7 protein-coding genes, 1 tRNA gene and 2 pseudogenes are annotated in these 16214 nt (G+C 49.8%); 7 read left to right on the top strand and 3 right to left on the bottom strand.

From position 1 onward, the window contains the following. Positions 1 to 14 precede the first annotated feature (14 nt). The 4 genes and pseudogenes from ACI0FG_RS12655 (at position 15) to ACI0FG_RS12670 (ending at position 8454) form a co-directional block, all read left to right on the top strand. The gene (locus ACI0FG_RS12655) at positions 15 to 1883 is read left to right on the top strand and encodes a methyl-accepting chemotaxis protein (RefSeq protein WP_419788391.1); all 1869 of its coding nucleotides are present in this window, start codon (positions 15 to 17) and stop codon (positions 1881 to 1883) included. A gap of 741 nt (positions 1884 to 2624) precedes the next feature. After that, a pseudogene (locus tag ACI0FG_RS12660) lies at positions 2625 to 3029 on the top strand (glycosyltransferase family 2 protein); the annotation flags it as partial. Between the two features lie 1011 nt (positions 3030 to 4040). Then, positions 4041 to 7847, top strand: a complete 3807-nt coding sequence (locus tag ACI0FG_RS12665; protein ID WP_419788392.1) for a methyltransferase domain-containing protein — start codon at positions 4041 to 4043, stop codon at positions 7845 to 7847. Next, positions 7822 to 8454, top strand: coding sequence for a TIGR00725 family protein (locus ACI0FG_RS12670; RefSeq protein WP_419785365.1), 633 nt, complete (start codon positions 7822 to 7824; stop codon positions 8452 to 8454). Before ACI0FG_RS12665 ends, ACI0FG_RS12670 begins: the two co-directional genes overlap by 26 nt. 115 nt (positions 8455 to 8569) lie before the next feature. Here the strand turns inward: ACI0FG_RS12670 and ACI0FG_RS12675 are convergent, their stop codons facing one another. Beyond that, on the bottom strand, positions 8570 to 12424 hold the full coding sequence (locus tag ACI0FG_RS12675) for a hypothetical protein (RefSeq protein WP_419785366.1): 3855 nt from the start codon (positions 12422 to 12424) through the stop codon (positions 8570 to 8572). 892 nt (positions 12425 to 13316) lie between these two features. Between ACI0FG_RS12675 and ACI0FG_RS12680 the strand changes: the two genes are divergently transcribed. Further along, positions 13317 to 13742: a hypothetical protein gene (locus ACI0FG_RS12680; protein ID WP_419788418.1), complete on the top strand. Its 426-nt coding sequence runs from the start codon at positions 13317 to 13319 to the stop codon at positions 13740 to 13742. Between the two features lie 25 nt (positions 13743 to 13767). Here ACI0FG_RS12680 and ACI0FG_RS12685 read toward each other — a convergent pair. Beyond that, positions 13768 to 14067 (bottom strand): annotated as a pseudogene (locus ACI0FG_RS12685) (DUF6933 domain-containing protein); the annotation flags it as partial. Positions 14068 to 14216: 149 nt separating this feature from the next. On the opposite strand from ACI0FG_RS12685, the gene ACI0FG_RS12690 reads away from it, so the two are divergent. After that, positions 14217 to 15125 carry an ion channel gene (locus ACI0FG_RS12690; protein ID WP_419785367.1) on the top strand — a complete coding sequence of 303 codons (909 nt, stop codon included), beginning with the start codon at positions 14217 to 14219 and terminating at the stop codon, positions 15123 to 15125. After that, entirely contained in the window at positions 15122 to 15985 is an 864-nt protein-coding gene (locus ACI0FG_RS12695; RefSeq protein ID WP_419785368.1) for a nucleotidyltransferase domain-containing protein, read from the top strand. The genes ACI0FG_RS12690 and ACI0FG_RS12695 overlap by 4 nt, the downstream gene beginning before the upstream one ends. A gap of 144 nt (positions 15986 to 16129) precedes the next feature. On the opposite strand, the gene ACI0FG_RS12700 is transcribed toward ACI0FG_RS12695, so the two are convergent. After that, a tRNA-Ala gene (locus ACI0FG_RS12700) sits at positions 16130 to 16205 on the bottom strand. Positions 16206 to 16214 lie beyond the last annotated feature (9 nt).

Genomic DNA, 16214 nt, shown 5'->3' on the forward strand with positions numbered 1-16214 from the left:
TGATTTTGATGTGTATGGCGGGCTTGTCGTCAGTAATCTATTACAAATCTTCAAACTTGGCTGAGGAGGGAGCCATTGGTCTCAACGATGCGAAACTGACTTCCGTAATATCACTGATAGAAACTTGGTGTGGTGGTGTGGACCGACTGATGGACTTGGTGGTCGGCCTTGATGTGATCAAGGATGCGGCAGACGAATCGACCTCCAACCAAGAGATCCTGGGGCAAGCCAGCAAGGTCCTGAAAAAAGCGATCAAGGACAGCCCGATAATAGGCCGCGCGCACCTCATGAACGCGAATGGCATAGTTGTCGCCAGCACCGATCCCAAAACCGTCGGCAGTGATTATTCAAAGCGGCCATATTATGCGGGAGCAAAGGCTGCCACCGGCACCTATTACTCTCATCCTCTGATCGGCAAAAAAACGCAAAAGCCCGTGGTTCTTGTCCTCCTCAAGATTCTCCGGAACGAGAAAGCCATCGGCATGGTGATGTTCAATATTCAAGTCGATAATTTTGCCAAACAATTCATCGACGACATACAGGTTGCCAAGACGGGGTTTGTCTTCATCACGGATGATAACGGATTGGTTCTGGCCCACAAGGACGAAAGTCTCATCTGCAAGGCGAACATCTTCAAGGATTTCGATTGGGGCAAACAAGTTGCAGGGAAAACATCCGGGAATGTCGCATATAAGTCCAACGGCGACAAGCAGCTGGTCTATTTTAAGAAATCGGACAAATTGGGTTGGCTGATATACTCCACCGCCCCCTTCAGCGATTTTTACAGTGAATCCATCGGTCTGACATGGTTCATAGTCATCTCCTCCATTTCCATCGTCATCGTTTTGGGGATTGGGATATTCTTTATTCTGCGCCTCAACGTCCTGATACCGCTTGTTAAAATCAAGGACACGACAACCGAAATTGCCGATGGCAACCTCAACGTGTTCCTGGAGCTGAACCAGAAGGATGAAATCGGCATCCTGGCCAATGCGCTTAATCAGATGGCTGAAAGATTGGGAGAAGTCGTCAGCAAGGCGAAAGCCATTGCCATGGATGTATCTACCGGCAGCCACTCTCTGAGCGACGCGGCTTCTTCGCTCTCTCAGGGGGCCTCCCAGCAGGCGGCCTCCATTGAGGAAATGTCCGCATCAATGGAGCAAATCGGCGCGAGCATCAGCCTGAATTCCAAGAATGCGCAGCAAACGGACGCCATAGCCTCCAAGTCCGCCCAGATCGCGGAAGAAGGTGGAGCCGCCGTCAGCCAGACCGTTGTGGCCATGAGCGACATTGCCGAAAAGATTACCATCATCGAGGAAATCGCCAGGCAGACCAACTTGTTGGCGTTGAACGCCGCCATCGAGGCTGCTCGGGCGGGTGAACACGGCAAGGGCTTTGCCGTGGTTGCCGCAGAGGTCCGCAAGCTGGCGGAGCGCAGTGGCGCGGCTGCCTTGGAAATCAGCGAGCTTTCGGCTTCAAGCGTTGCCGTGGCGAAAAAAGCGGGCACGATGCTGAATGAAATGCTGCCCGACATCCAGCATACGGCCGAGTTGGTGCAAGCCATTTCAACAACAAGCAACGAGCAGGACGATGGGGCAAGACAGGTCAACACAGCGGTGCAAGGGCTGAATTCCGTGACCCAGCAGAATGCGGCCGCATCGGAAGAGGTCTCTTCCACTGCCGATGATCTTGCCTCTCACGCGAACTCGCTTGAAAAGGCCTTTGCCTATTTCCGCCTCAACGAAAACGAGCACGCGGCAAAACCAAGGACACCGACACCTAAAGAACGCAAAAAAAATCAGGCAAAGCCCATCGCGGCTCGCACGACGCCCCGCGCCCTGGGCTCGCCGCAAAATGATGACGATGAGTTTGAGCGATTCTAACCAGATGAAAAAAAGAGAGGCTCCGACGGAGCCTCTCTTTCTTGACCATCTCGAACGCCGAAAAATCACTCTATTATTCTACTCCATTTCCGCATCGTGGCGGTGATGGCCGGATGCTCAGCAAGCACATAAAGAAAGAAGTGGGTCCACTTTGTTGGAGCACTGAGCAGCGTTTTTAAGGTGGAAAGTTTAACGAGCTACGCTGTAAGCGACACTCTTCATCCACCCGATATCATTTGTATATTCATTTGTATATTCCACGAAAAAAGGCTTAGAAGGAAAACCTTCTAAGCCTTTAGATTCATTGGTGGAGCTGGAGGGAATCGAACCCACGACCTCTTGAATGCCATTCTTGAGGGTCTTCAGCCAACACGACAGCATAACACACTAATAAAACTGGACTTATTTGTCGCCAAGTCTATTCGAACACAATGTAGCATGATGTGCGGAAGGCGCGGGATGTCGCTACTTTCGCATGGCGTCGAGGAAAAAGCGGACACATAGCGGACACGGGAAAATTACAAGGCTCCGCCTCATTGTTCGAAAACGCTTTTATTTTAATTGAGAAACAATTGATCAATTCAACTGCTTGATATAAATTTTCATCACATCGTACGTATCGGATGACACCAAAAGCATTGGATCGGGGATGACTGATCGTCGTGCTTGCGAATGTCCGCAGTCGTCACTCCTTTACGGGAACGATGGAGACAAGGCATTCTCTATCATCCGGAGGAGTAGATGCGCACATTTCCATTTGAGCTTGTGGCGCTTGTTGCTACTGCAAATCGTCCGCAGCTTCTCGCAACCCGATCATTACCTTCCATTTTAACGCAAACATTAACACCAAACCGAATCGTGGTTGTGGACGACTCTGAGCTAAAGTCCCACCCCAAAACACAGCGTGCCATAGCCAAGACCAAGCACTCAGATCGTATAGAGTTGCTTCGAAATCGTCGTACCCCTGGAGCTTCAGGCGCCTGGAATTCAGGCCTCGACCACATCCTGCGGACAAGCTCCGACCCCCGGTCCGTTTTTGTAGCTATCTTGGATGATGATGACGAATGGACTCCTGACTACTTGCGTCGATGCGCCATGATAGCTTCTGAATCACAGGCCGATATGGTTTCGAGCGCATTCATCCGCCAGGAAAAGTGTAGAGAACCAAAGATCGTTGTCCCTCCCGAAACACTCCGCCGGGATGATTTCTTAACTGGGAACCCAGGGATACAGGGATCAAACCTTTTCATTAAGCTATCCACAATCCTCGAAGCTGGATTGTTCGATGAAAACCTCGCCAGTTGTACTGACCGCGATTTATGCATTCGACTGTGTGAATTGCCGGATATTTGCTACGCTAATCAACCGATAACAACGGTTAGGCATCACGCATCCTCTACCCGGCCCCGCCTTTCATCGCCGAACCTCCCTGCTAAACGAAAGGGACTGGAATGCTTTTACCAGAAATACGCCCCTCAGATGACAAACAGTCAGAAGCAAAGATTCCTCGACAGGGCTCTTCGATATTTTTCTTGGGAACCTACAGCCCCCTCTTCGCCCACCCCAAATGAAGTTATCCTCGCAGATCTCTCTGAGCTACATGTTGATCACCAACTCGCCTTGGCAGTTGGTGTAATTGTTGACCCCAATAGGGTTGGATCGGCAGCCCGCCTCTTGGAGGATCTACATATTTTGTCCTGCGACCCGGCAGTGGTGGGGCTTGATGTCCTTTTGATCGAGAACGGAGCTGGCTGGGAAATATCCCGACCGTTTGTTGAACTCGTAAAAAGCACTAGGTCAAAGGGTCTGAACGTCTATGCCATGACCAGAGACATCATCCGAGAAGATCACGAGGCAGGGAGGATAGAGGCCCCTGAATGCGCCCAAGGAGAGCGCATGGGGATAGCCCGTGCTCGGACCGTACTCCAATCCTATCTATACGCACTGTTGTGCCGACGACCGGGAGCGGTGGGGTGGATTCTGGACGATGACATGCACCTTGAGGCCCTCACACAACAACAGGGCGAGGCGATCCGATGGAAGCCACCCTATGTGCAAACATTGGCTCGAGCAAAGGCAGAGGGTGTTACTGATATTGGCATAGGTCCATATACAGGAGCCCCTCCCCTACCATTTGCCTCGTGCCTAAGGGGACAAATGGTGGACTTGGTTCACACGCTACGCCGCTGGTCTCGGCTATCCTCCAAGGCGCTTCTTCCGCCCGCGCTTGGGATGAACACCCGACTGGCTGAAGGTCGAAGGGATTTCTATTATGACCTCTCCAGAATTGAAACGGATCGTCTGGAAACCCCTTTCAATTTCACTTTCGCCCGCCCTGAGGAATCTGTGGCCGAAGTTTTTTCCCAATTGGCCAAGAGATTTGAACGCATTTTAGCAGGAGAACAGCTCTTCCGTCCCCTCATACAGCAAGGACAAAATGGACATTGTATGCCAGATGGCTCTCCGCTACAGCGAGGCGGAAACACATTCATTTTCAATCCTGAAGTCCTCGCAGATATCCCGAACCCGTGTCTGTTGACTCAAGGCCGACCTATGCGCCGCTCCGACATGTTGTGGTCGCTTGCTCAACAACACTTGAATGGACGAACGGTCCGGACTCTTTCTCTACCCGTTTACCATGACAGATCCGGGTTGCAGGTCGAAGGTTTAGACTCGGAAAAAGTCATCGATGACATCCGCGGCTACGCCTTCTATTCTGCCTTACAGGATCGACTCAACGAAGGAGACCAAAAGGGCAAAGTGGGGTCATCCTGGATATCCCACCCCGACATCGACGCATTTACGTCTCTGGTCGAGAAATACGCCAAGGAACGGTTGGCGGCATTTACGCTTTCCTTTTGGCGCGTGAGAGGCTGCGCGAAATCAGCACTTCACTTCCTTGAACATCCTGACTTGCAAGACACAAGTTGGATACATGGCAACGAGTTCGTAAAAGAACGCACAAAGTTGGGTGCCGTTCTTCAACGAATTCTCGCAATGTACAACCCAGAAGAGCTACGCCGCATCACCCAAGGCATTGACGCCCTTGACTCGGCACATGTCGAGAGTCTTTTGGAAGAACTGCCCCAACAATACAGGGCACACCGCCGCCGCCTCAAGGACATCACTCCTTTGGTTAGCAGAATACACTCTCAGCGGATGCAGTCTGCTCAACATCATGTACGGCGTTTGCTAGGAATCAACGGCGATCTTCGAATACTGGGGCATGGCTGTGAGGGGGTTGCACTCACAGACGGCTGCAAGGTCTTCAAAGTCTTCGATTACTGGAAAAGCAGGGAAGCTCGGCGGCAGATTCAGTTTCTGGCCTCGAAGGTGTGCGGTTGGACTGGCACGAAAGGCCTGTATCCGTTGGAATCGCTCATCAAGGAAGACGGTATAGCAATTCTTACATACCCCTATGAGGATTCGACTCCGTATACGGGCGGGAACGGCCCGGGATTAATCGACTTGCTGGTCGAATGCCATGAGAACGGTATCGTGTGCCGGAATATCCATCCCAAGAATCTGCGTAAAGTGGATGAGAAGGTAAGGCTCATCGATTACGGTTCCGACATCCATCAGCTTCATTCGGAATCCGAATTTGAAATGATGTGCCGTCGAGCATGGTTAAGTTGGAGATATCCCCACCGTAATGACCTAAGCGAGGTGATGAAGGCCGCTCTCACGGATGACAGTCTGCCAGAATTAGCTGGATTTGAGTATTTTATGGAAGCCGTTAGGCAACGTATCCAGCCGGGAATTGGGTACTACAACAAAATAGTAGACATCGTGGAACGCTTGTCTCCTGAGAGGGTGCTGGACTACGGCTGCGGCAAGGGAAACATACTAGGCCAACTGGGACGTAACGGGATTTCTGGAATAGGTTACGATCCCGACCCATGCCTTCGGCCAATATGGGATTCCCGATGGAATGAAATAGCTAGGCATGTTGGATTCCTATCAGAACGTTCCTCCCTCAATGATATGAAATTTGACACCGTCATCTGCACCCGGGTGCTTTGCGCTCTCGATGATGACGCATATACACAGGCAATAAGCGACCTTCGCCAAATGACCAAGACGGGGGGAACAGTCGTGGTGTCTGTCTGTGATCCTGAATTTATCAATGTGCGGCATACAGCGGAGGCGACCAAAAGTTTGAATAGAACAATTTCCGAAAATGATGGCTCTCTCCGGTGGGAGAAACTTCTAGCTTCAGGCAAGACACGCATTGAATTTTACAGGCCGAGAAGGAAACTCATCAGGGACTTGGCACTGGTTGGGCTGACTATGGTCGATGAATTTGAAATCCCGACCATAGACATGGACCGTTTCGAACCTGCATCCGAAGTACGCGTATTCGTTTTAAAGGCATTGCCCCGCCTTCCCGAAATATCCGTCATGATAAAATGCTGCGCCATGGAGACCGCCACGCTGGAGGTCCAAGTTCAGCACCTGATCAGGCAACTGGAAGGGCCCCGTGCCTTTGCAGAACGACTCCTGGTAGTGGATGAACGCGCAGAAGGTTTTCTTCGCCAATATGCCTCAGGTAACATGCGGGCATTGGAAGAGGCATGCGCTAGACTGCTTGAAGGCGGCTGGATCGACAGGATTGTCTACGGCCCCCAAAAGAAGGAAGACATTGTCGCTCTGAATACTCGCTGGTTTGGAATCCGGACAGATGCCACCCACTCGCAAGCCGGCCCCCAAACGGCCTCCACCCTGTCCGGATTTGAGGAATGCAGAACGCAATTCCTCCTTCAGGTTGACAGCGACTTAATGGTCGGACGTAAAGACCACACCCACGATTACTTGGCTGACATGCTACAGGTTTTTGCCGATAATCCCACTGCAGCCACAGTGGCTTTTAATATATGCAACACCGAGAACAAGCCATACACAAGCCAAAGTTTCAACGGACCTTGGCGTACCGAGGTGCGCGGATCGATGATACACATGGAACGATTCAGGGCCCTGGCACCTTTCCCCAACGCCGTGACGCAAGACGGCCTTGAACAGACATGGTATCGCGCTGCGGATCAGCGCATGAGGATTGAAAAAGGCTGCTCCTGGCGTGGAGGCGACAAAAGAACTTTCTTTATCCACCCTCCCAACGAGAGAAAGGCCGACACGGATACCTGGTTGGCGATTTTAGATAGAGTGGAAAAGGGAATGATCCCTTCAAGACAGAATGGGCATGTCGACCTGCAGGGCACACTGGAGGACTGGTTCGCTCCGTTACGCGATGAAAGGTTTATATTCATCATCGGAGGAAAAGACGTTTCTCCGGGACGATTCATGCGCTGTCTGAACTCGATAACCAAACAGCAGCGAAAAGATTGGGGATGTATCGTAATTGACGATGCATCATCCCCTGAGTTGGCACAATACATCCAGCGCAGTTGTTCGAAGTATTCAGATAAAATATCCGTTTTCAACATCCGAAAAAGGCGAGGCTTACTGGCTAACATGATCTGGACCATCCGATTAGCCTGCGCTAATCCTCGATCGATCATTGTCACTGTGGACGCCGACGACATGCTTCTCTCGGATAGAACTCTCGACCGATTGCATGAAGTGTATCAGAGGGGCGCCGACCTCACCGTGGGGTCTATGCTGCGTACGGACAAGCATGTGCATTACCCTATCGACTTTAATGACCCAAGGGGCAACCGGGGCGGAAATGTATGGCAACACTTACGCTCCTTCCGCAAGTATCTCTTTGATGCCGTCCCCGAATCCATGTTCGAGTTAAAAGGAAAGCATATTGATCTAGCCACGGACTGGGCCTACATGTTGCCGATGGTCGAACTGGCCAAAAAGCCTGTTCACATACGACACCCTTTGTATCTGTATGAGCCATCGGGAACAGGCAAAGGCGCAGACACACAACGGCGTGAGGATATCATTGCACAAATTGTGGCCAAAGAGCCACTGAGTGCACAACCTACTCAGGCAACCTAAAATGATGCATGACAATATGACGCAGGCTAAACGTCGCGCAACGGTGGCAGTCATTGGCAACGCCAGGATTGAGCCAGATTCCGTTCAGGAGGGGCTGGCCTTTGAAATTGGTAAAAGGGTCATTGATGGTGGCTACCGACTCATGACAGGAGGGCTTGGAGGTGTCATGGAAGCTGCTTGCCGTGGAGGGCGCAAATCTCTCAATTGGGCAGATGGCTCCATCATCGGAGTTCTACCGGGCAGCGATCCTGGCGACGCGAACCCCTATGTGGACATAGCTATCCCTTCTTCGTTGGATCATGGTCGTAATATACTTGTCGCACAAGCCGACGCAGTTGTTGCCGTGGGCGGAGGAGCAGGAACATTGTCGGAAATGGCTCTTGCTTGGGCGCATAAGCGACTGGTTATTGGCGTCCGTTGCGGAGGTTGGAGCGAGCGCCTTGCGGGTCAGCCCATAGACAATCGACGTCGATACAAATCCATCCCCGATGACATGGTATACCCGGCGGACACACCGAACGAAGTTTTCTGGCTATTAGACAAGTTCATCAGTTTATACACAGGTACACACAAGGGAATTCCCTCAAGCCATTCAATATTAAAATGAGTTTGCGTTTATGTGAGTTGAGCCGTTAGTCACCCTTCTCCCTGCGCCAAGGTGTTACTGAACCGCGAAGCTAGTGAACAGGAGGAAATAGGGCTAATATGGATAACATGAGGCCCTATGCGTCAGCGTCTTCTTCGTCAAAGGCCCGTCCCTTGGCAAGCGAACGTTCTATGTTATTTATTGCAGACCTCAGGAGAGCCTTGTAAAGATTATATGCTGGATTTGTCTTACTCATAGATGCAAGCAATTTTTCAGCACGCTCTTTCATCTCAACATCTCGCGGAAATGGCTGCCCCAAGGTGCCCGAACGAACACCGTTAAGGGCGGACGCATGTAAGGATGAGAAGATCTCCATATAAGCATCTTTCCCAACGGTTCTTGCCACATACAGAATTCGAGAAATAAAAGTGTGCTCGCTGAATATAAACTCGTCTGGCACTTCTCTTAGCAGGGCGGCAAGCACTGCAAAATGTGCGGAGGTTCCCCCTGCTCCCCAAGCTTCAAGCGCAGGAGCAAAGGCTTTGCTGGCGACCCCAAATAGCCCGACAACCATATCCGTAACTTGATACATAAAATGATGATCCGAAATTTTCAGTAACGCCCAGTCCAGCACCTCATGAAGCATTGCGCCTCCTTCTGGGAGTTCCAGAAAGTTGAATGACGCTTCGCTATCAATTCCTACGGATCTGTAGGTCCAGTCGTTCAAAGTGGTCGCTCGTTTCAACCTTGCCTTTGCCAATTTGAAAACTTGGCCCGGATTCCGAGTGGTTACTCTTGCGAGGAACCTCCGGACAAAGTGGTTGTCGAGGTTGTTGGGGATAATCAAAAGCTGGAGGATACACTCCAAATTTTCTTCGTTGATCATGTCGAACGGGATGTACTGGTCATCATCAAGCCACATAAAGACTTCGCCATCAGAGGCCTGTGCCAAAGTCGAATTTCCATGGGCGATAAGGTCGATCGCAAGTCGTTTATCTTTCTGTGCAACCTCTCGCAAAATCCACGATGCGGATTTAAGCACGGCGGCATCCTCCGAACAAAATATTCGTCTAAGAATATCTTTGTCGGACCCGTTGATTTGTCGTGCCCCAAAAATCCCGTTTGCATAGGCTCGGGCGATTAAAGGTAAACAGTTATCTCCGGACTCAAGTAGTGAATGGATACGCTCATGCGCCTTACTTGGCTCATGCACCAACAGCGAAGAAAGCGCAGATGGGACATATTCAGCCAAAGGTGACTCGGGATTCCGTTGTCCTACTGCAAAGATTTCCCGAGCCACGGCTGCCTGGCTTCTGATCAGCCGGTCGAGAAAGATGTGCGTGGAATGAAGCAGATCTTCATGATAACTCTCCAGGTCAACAAGGCGTTCTTCAAGAAACCGAACCAAATCCACAGCATTCGGGAATGTGGCCTCCAATTCCTTCGCCAATTGTTCTTGCCGTTGTTCGTTGTGATAGAGGTCATCTGGTTCAAAGGGCCAAGTGTCTTGTCCCCATCCATCCATAAGGACACGAATTACCCGCGTCTCGAGATCGCGGTCGAGTCGAGCAAGAATACATTTTGCGGGCTCGGAAAGAGATTCTTCAGAATACCGAACAAACCTGGATACCGTCTGTCCTAGACGAACCAGGACTATCGCCGGGAGAGAATTCGCTTCGACGACAGCAGTTATGCGCGACAATGTGTCGGCGAACTCCTGAAACCAGGCTGCATGGGCTGCGTCCGAAGGCTTGTGGTTCATTATTCCCATCGGACCTCGAACAGTGCTTTCAAGCAACTTCGCGGCAGCAAATGCCCGCCGCCTGTTGCTACTGGTAAGACTTTCGAGGATCATACCGATGACACGTTGGCGCATGGAAGCGACTGCTTTGGGGTTCACTCCGTAGGGCGTAAAAACAACCGAACGCTTTGCGGCCTCGGAAGTATGCCCTTCCGTCGCAAGCGATCCTTTGAGGACGTCAAATGGCGTTGCCACTTCGGTCCAGCTGTCCCCATAAGGCACGAGGGAAAGCCCAAAATCAACAACCGTTTCGCAGTATGCGATTGCCTTTCCTGGCTCAGGAGTCGCAAGCTCCGTGAGCAGTCGAAGTGGATGGTTAGGATGTTGGTGCATTGGCCTCGCATCTCCTTTCCCGACATCCCACAACAACTCGCATGCGTTAGGCAAGAATTTGAGATTATATGCCGCATTACGAATCATACGACAGACGTATTCGTCGAGGCCATGCCCTTCTTCAACGAGGCGCTGGGCAAATTCCAAAGCTTGGCGGGGCTGAAAGTAGGCAACAGAAGCCGCAGCCTTCACTTGAGAATTTTGATAGCCGTTCTCCCATTCAAGATTCGACCAAATTCTATCAAGCAAATGGCTCGCAAAGGTGTCTCCCTTGTTACGACGCCAATCGAGTCTACCGAGATTAAGAAGTATATGTTCCTTATGCTCAGGAATGGTCGCATTGAAAATGGTTTCAGCGTAGCCGTTGGATTCACCACTTGATGTAATACAAGCCCTCTCGATTATTGAATCAGCAAGTAGATCCGGTGACAAACGGTACAGCGCACCTCGTTTGAACAGGACACCAGAGTCTATAAGGAGCCGAGCCAGCCGCGACGCGTCCGGGGCATTAATCCCTTCTTTTTCACTAAGAAGTCCTCTAACATGAATATCATCAGGCATCATCGGCTGAATTAAAACAAGAATGCGCAGCATTGCGCTGATGCGTTCTCGATCTTTCCCCTGCGCAATATCCCTTGTAATTACTTGCTCATAACGTTTGAGTACGGCTGCACTGAACTCTTCATTCGATCCTAAAAGCTCGGGGTGCAGTCCCTCCTTCGCAACGATTTGCGCTCCGACCACCACAGCAAGCGGACTATCGTACGCCATGTCCGCAATCATTGGCGCAAGTTTAGTGGATGCGCCATGCTCTTTCAGGACTTGCGAGGCGAGTTCGATGGCATTTTTTTCCGTTGGTTTCTCCAGCGGGACAGACGCGACGTACTCCCCCGTTAGCCCTTCTCGAGCTAGCTCCCCTTGGATGACATCTACCCAGTAGGGGCGATAGACAAGCAACAGTCGCGTAGTGTTTCGTTCATCTCCCGCATATCGTATTAATTGATTCAAGTCGTCGCGATCGTGGGCATCATCTACCACCAAGAGTTTTTCCCCTGTTCCAAGGTCTTCTAACCCTTTCGCGTCAATCACCTCAGTTGGAGAAGCTACAGCCACCCGAACAAAAGGATGGTTAGCTGAAAAATATTCAAGTGCAGAACGAAGCACACGTGACTTGCCGCCACCTGCTGGGCCTATAAGGCTCGTCACAACCACGTTATGATCAGCAAACGCTGCACTGAGTTGACCAAGTTCTGAACTTCGTCCGACGAGTTCCCATCCTTGGTTAAAAATTCTGCCTTTAACGAGTTGCGGTGTGAAGAAGCCCTTAACGGTAAGCCATGGACCAGGCCCCATCTGTCCGGTCAACGCAAATCGCTGGAAAGGGAAAAAGGTATCGACAATACGGACCTGTTCAGTTTTAGGCAGTGTACGGAATTTGCTCGTTATATCAGACTGATCCCATATATCCCACCTCCTGGCCTTCTTGATCTCCTCTCTTGCTTTAGGACTCGCGATGCGTGAGAGCAGGATGTACTTTTTTTTAGCTGGGATTGTTTGCGCCTTGACGGCTTCCCGCACTTTGGCTGGGCCGAACTGAGCTTCCCGCTTGCACTGAAAGGTAAAGTTTGCGCCATCAATGAATACGGCTTTGAGGTCTATACCACATTGTTTGTGTCCGGTTTTCCCCGCTTGATGAACTTCGGCCTTTTCCCGATACAAGGCAGTTAAAAAATCAAGAGAGAAGTACTCAAAACTCTCGGGACTTAAAGCGCCCAGTGGCAATAGGAGGTCAAATGATACAGAGACGGATTCATGGACTGATTCGCAGCATTGGCGACGCGATTGAGAGTTACCCATTGGATTCTCACTCCTAGTTCTTGTCTAACTTAATGGGCTATGCGTTGAATTCATTTTATGTGATTCAAAAGATGCTTCTGATTGTTACCCTTCCATTTCTCTCTAGTAAACTGATTCATCAACCAATTGAACAACCATGGAAGCCAAGCAGCACCTATTCATTTTCAAACGAATTTATGACGGATTTGCAACCACGGCCTTCAATCCCTTGAGTCGGAGTCAAAACCGCCATCCCTCTCGCCATCGCCTGCGTGGATGACGACGCAAGCAAAGTCGTCGGGGCAAGGCCGGAACGCGAAGCGTCCGCCCGAAGGGCTTGGCCTTGCCCCGGCGGCTGCTTGCGTCACGCTCGCGAAAAAACGGCGGGGGGTAGGAAGATATCGTGCCGCCGGAGCTTGCGCGAATGTTTCACGGCGTCATATGGTTAGGCATATCCACCGGATAATTCTGTAACCAGAAGGAGGTAAAACGCTTGTACTGCGCGTCATAAGTTCGTGACGAAGTCCGAACTGATGACGCATGAAGAAGCCTTGTGCTTCAACGATCCACGCGCCGTTTTCCAAACAAACGGCCATTTCCAAATCCAAACACGCAGGCTGTAACGCAGCACCCGCCGATGGTGGAATGGCAAGTATCTACGCTTGTCATTGCCGCACTTCCCCTACGGCTGCCATCCAATCCGCAAGACGTACGCGCTTGCGGGACAGCACCCCTTATTGACTGGGTCTTCCGGAATCTTCTTTCCAATGGGAAACGGGCATTCATTCTTCCCTTAGCTGGTGATGCGTGGCGGGTTTACCGCCACAGGCAGGTCTTTCCCGGATAACGGGAAAAGTCCGATCTGCTTGGCCCCGGGGCGCTGCCCCGAACCTTTAACGGAAGGAGAATCCCAATGGGAAAATCCGGCAGCCTCAAGTATGGGATCAACCGGGCAACCTTGTCCGGCCCGAAATCGAAACAACACCGGATTCGCCAGACGGCCCAACATTTCGTCAAGGTCTTGCGCCAGGCGAACCTGGGAGCCCAGAAGTGGACCAAGGTGACCAACAAACATTTCCAGCGTGTGGCGGACGCCATGCGTGCGGACGGCGTGGGTGACGGCAGGATTGCCGAAGTCTTCAGCGCCGCGCGCCATATCTGCCGCGCATACGGAAACGACCAGATCAACAAAAGCAACGCGACCTTCGGGGTAAAACGCGGGTCCATCGCCAATGCGACATCCCGTGCAGTGAGCCCGGAAGTCTTCCAAGACACCCTGACCCGCATGCGGAACGACACGTCGTTCCGGCACCAGCAAGGGCTATCTCGAAATGCTTGATGAATACCTTGTCGAAGTTCTGGAAGTCCTTCTTGACCAAACCGGAAATAAACACGGCAAACCGGGTTTCATCGTTGACCAAAAGAACGGATTTTCTACGAAAGAATCTGAAGATGTTGGTATGCCAGCCTTGTAGTCCACGCTGGCTAGTAGGCTCTAGGATTTGTGCTGGATTGATCTCGGTCAAAAGTTTTGGGTACATCCGATGTAGGGCATTCCTATTCTCATCTTGTTGGTTAGTGAGGGAGTCCTCAATCCGATAGCCACAATCGGACTCACGAGCAACTTGGAGAGATCTTCTAGGATGACCTGATGAGACCTTCATCAAGTATGCCCCCCTTTAGCTCAGATGCTACTTAACTACCGGCCTCATTACCTCACCTTCTCGCGCAAAACGCTTGAATTAACAAGTCCCATTGTGTACAGATATTTTGATATTCATAATCGAGCAAAACTGCTTATGGGAGACGAGTTGTGGCTCAAGATCCTTTCTTCTCACTTCAGGGGAATTGCAACCATGTTGATAGCCCAACTGACCTTTCTGCCGTGTTACGAAATGGAAAGGGATTTCACAATGGGATCTATAGGCCTGATATTTGGGAATACTCTGAAGGCGAAACCCCATCGCTAAAAGAACTCCACTTCGAAAATTGCAGCCTTAGCAAAACAACTTTAAAAGGGCTCTACTTTGTTTCATGCAAATTTATTAACTGCCTCTTCATCGGCACCCACTTTGACAAATGTGAGTTCCATGATTGTAAATTTATTGGTTGCAATTTTTTCAAAGCGACATTGGACAATTGCTACCTCAACCCTAAATCTATCAAGGGAATTAGCAAAATCACACACTCCAACATAGCTTTGAGTATCTTTTCTGAACTCATCAAAAATGCTAAACAAATTGAGAGTTCAAACTTTCAGTCTGATGCCGAATTTTACTACAAGGTTTATCAAAGATATCAAAAAAGATTCAGTCTAAGGGTCAAAGAGCAACAAAAGCGAGTATCGATCCAATCGATACTCAAACTCATTCGTTTCGGAGCTACATTTATAGCTGATTTTATTTGGATGCTCATCTCAGGTTATGGAATGCGTTCTCGGCATGTTGTATTTTCTGGCATCTCATTTATTTGCATACTTACCTACATGAACTACCAGTTTGGGACATTAATTGATGGCATCTCAAACAACACGGATGGATTCGCAAGAGGCATAGATTCTCTATACTTTTCTGTAATGACAATAACAACACTAGGCTATGGAACTATTACTCCTACAAATCCTGAAGGAAAACTATGGGTTGCATTTCAAGCCATAACTGGTGTTGTGTGGCTCACAGCTTGTGCCAGCGTTATAGTCAAAAAAATAGTGAGGGCCTCATGAGCAGCACATCAATCATGCTGTTTGGGTCAGTTGCAAGAGGTGACAATTCTGAAAATAGCGACATAGATTATTTAGTTGTTTCAGATAAAGCAGAAGCATCCATCAAATGCGACTTACCCAATGCGTCAACATCCAAGTACACCTGGGTGGAATTCAATGAATTAGTCGATAAAAAGATGCTCTTCATTCAGCACCTCAAGCAGGAGGGGGTAATCCTTTCAGATGAGGGCAAGCGACTTGAAAAGTTATTCACTTCCTTTTCACCCAAAAGCAGCTACCGCAAAGATTTCGATGAAACCCAATCTTTGCTTAAATTACTTTCTGTTATACCAGAGCAAAATCATTCAAGACTATGGTACTCAGATGTTCTTTTCGTAATTTTTAGGAATTTAATGATCACGCACTTAGCAGATCAAGGAAAATACATTTTCTCACCCAAGACTCTGGCATCAAGCTTTGGGGCTGAAGTCTGGCAAATGATGAAAGTCATACGGGAAGCCAAACATGCATATAGGCAAAGAAAGCCACATAATTGCCCTAGCTACGACTTTATCATGAAAACCATAAATACAGCGACAGCGGCCTTATCTATTGAGTTCAAGCCATCAAAGGGATCTGACGACCAATTCGTTTCCAACTTAACGAATCTCACCGCCACTGGGACTCCCTGGTATCGACGGGTCCGTGCAGCTGAAGGATTACTGTCCCATACTTATGGTGGCAACATCCCTTCAGACGTGTGGAGTAAACACAAGAACATCATAACAAATCAAATTGGGTACAGATCGTTCTCATCTCACTTCAAACGAGACGAAGCCATCTTCCAAATCGTTGAGGATGCTCTTTGCATCAGCCTTTAATAGAAGTAGAATCAGGGGGACACCATACCTAATTGTCCCTCTCCAAAAACCAATTTTCCATCCACCCGATTTCATTTGTATATTCTTTTGTATATTCCACAAAAAAAGGCTTAGAAGGAAAACCTTCTAAGCCTTTACATTCATTGGTGGAGCTGGAGGGAATCGAACCCACGACCTCTTGAATGCCATTCAAGCGCTCTCCCAACTGAGCTACAGCCCCACGTTTTGG

Source organism: Pseudodesulfovibrio sp. 7M6, from assembly GCF_050058625.1.
GTDB lineage: Bacteria > Desulfobacterota > Desulfovibrionia > Desulfovibrionales > Desulfovibrionaceae > Pseudodesulfovibrio > Pseudodesulfovibrio salinus.

Coding starts and splice junctions, on each gene's coding strand:
- ACI0FG_RS12655 (WP_419788391.1), top strand. CDS start 15: ATGGCGGGCTTGTCGTCAGTAATCTATTACAAATCTTCAAACTTGGCT.
- ACI0FG_RS12665 (WP_419788392.1), top strand. CDS start 4,041: ATGGTGGACTTGGTTCACACGCTACGCCGCTGGTCTCGGCTATCCTCC.
- ACI0FG_RS12675 (WP_419785366.1), bottom strand. CDS start 12,424: ATGGGTAACTCTCAATCGCGTCGCCAATGCTGCGAATCAGTCCATGAA.
- ACI0FG_RS12680 (WP_419788418.1), top strand. CDS start 13,317: ATGGGAAAATCCGGCAGCCTCAAGTATGGGATCAACCGGGCAACCTTG.
- ACI0FG_RS12695 (WP_419785368.1), top strand. CDS start 15,122: ATGAGCAGCACATCAATCATGCTGTTTGGGTCAGTTGCAAGAGGTGAC.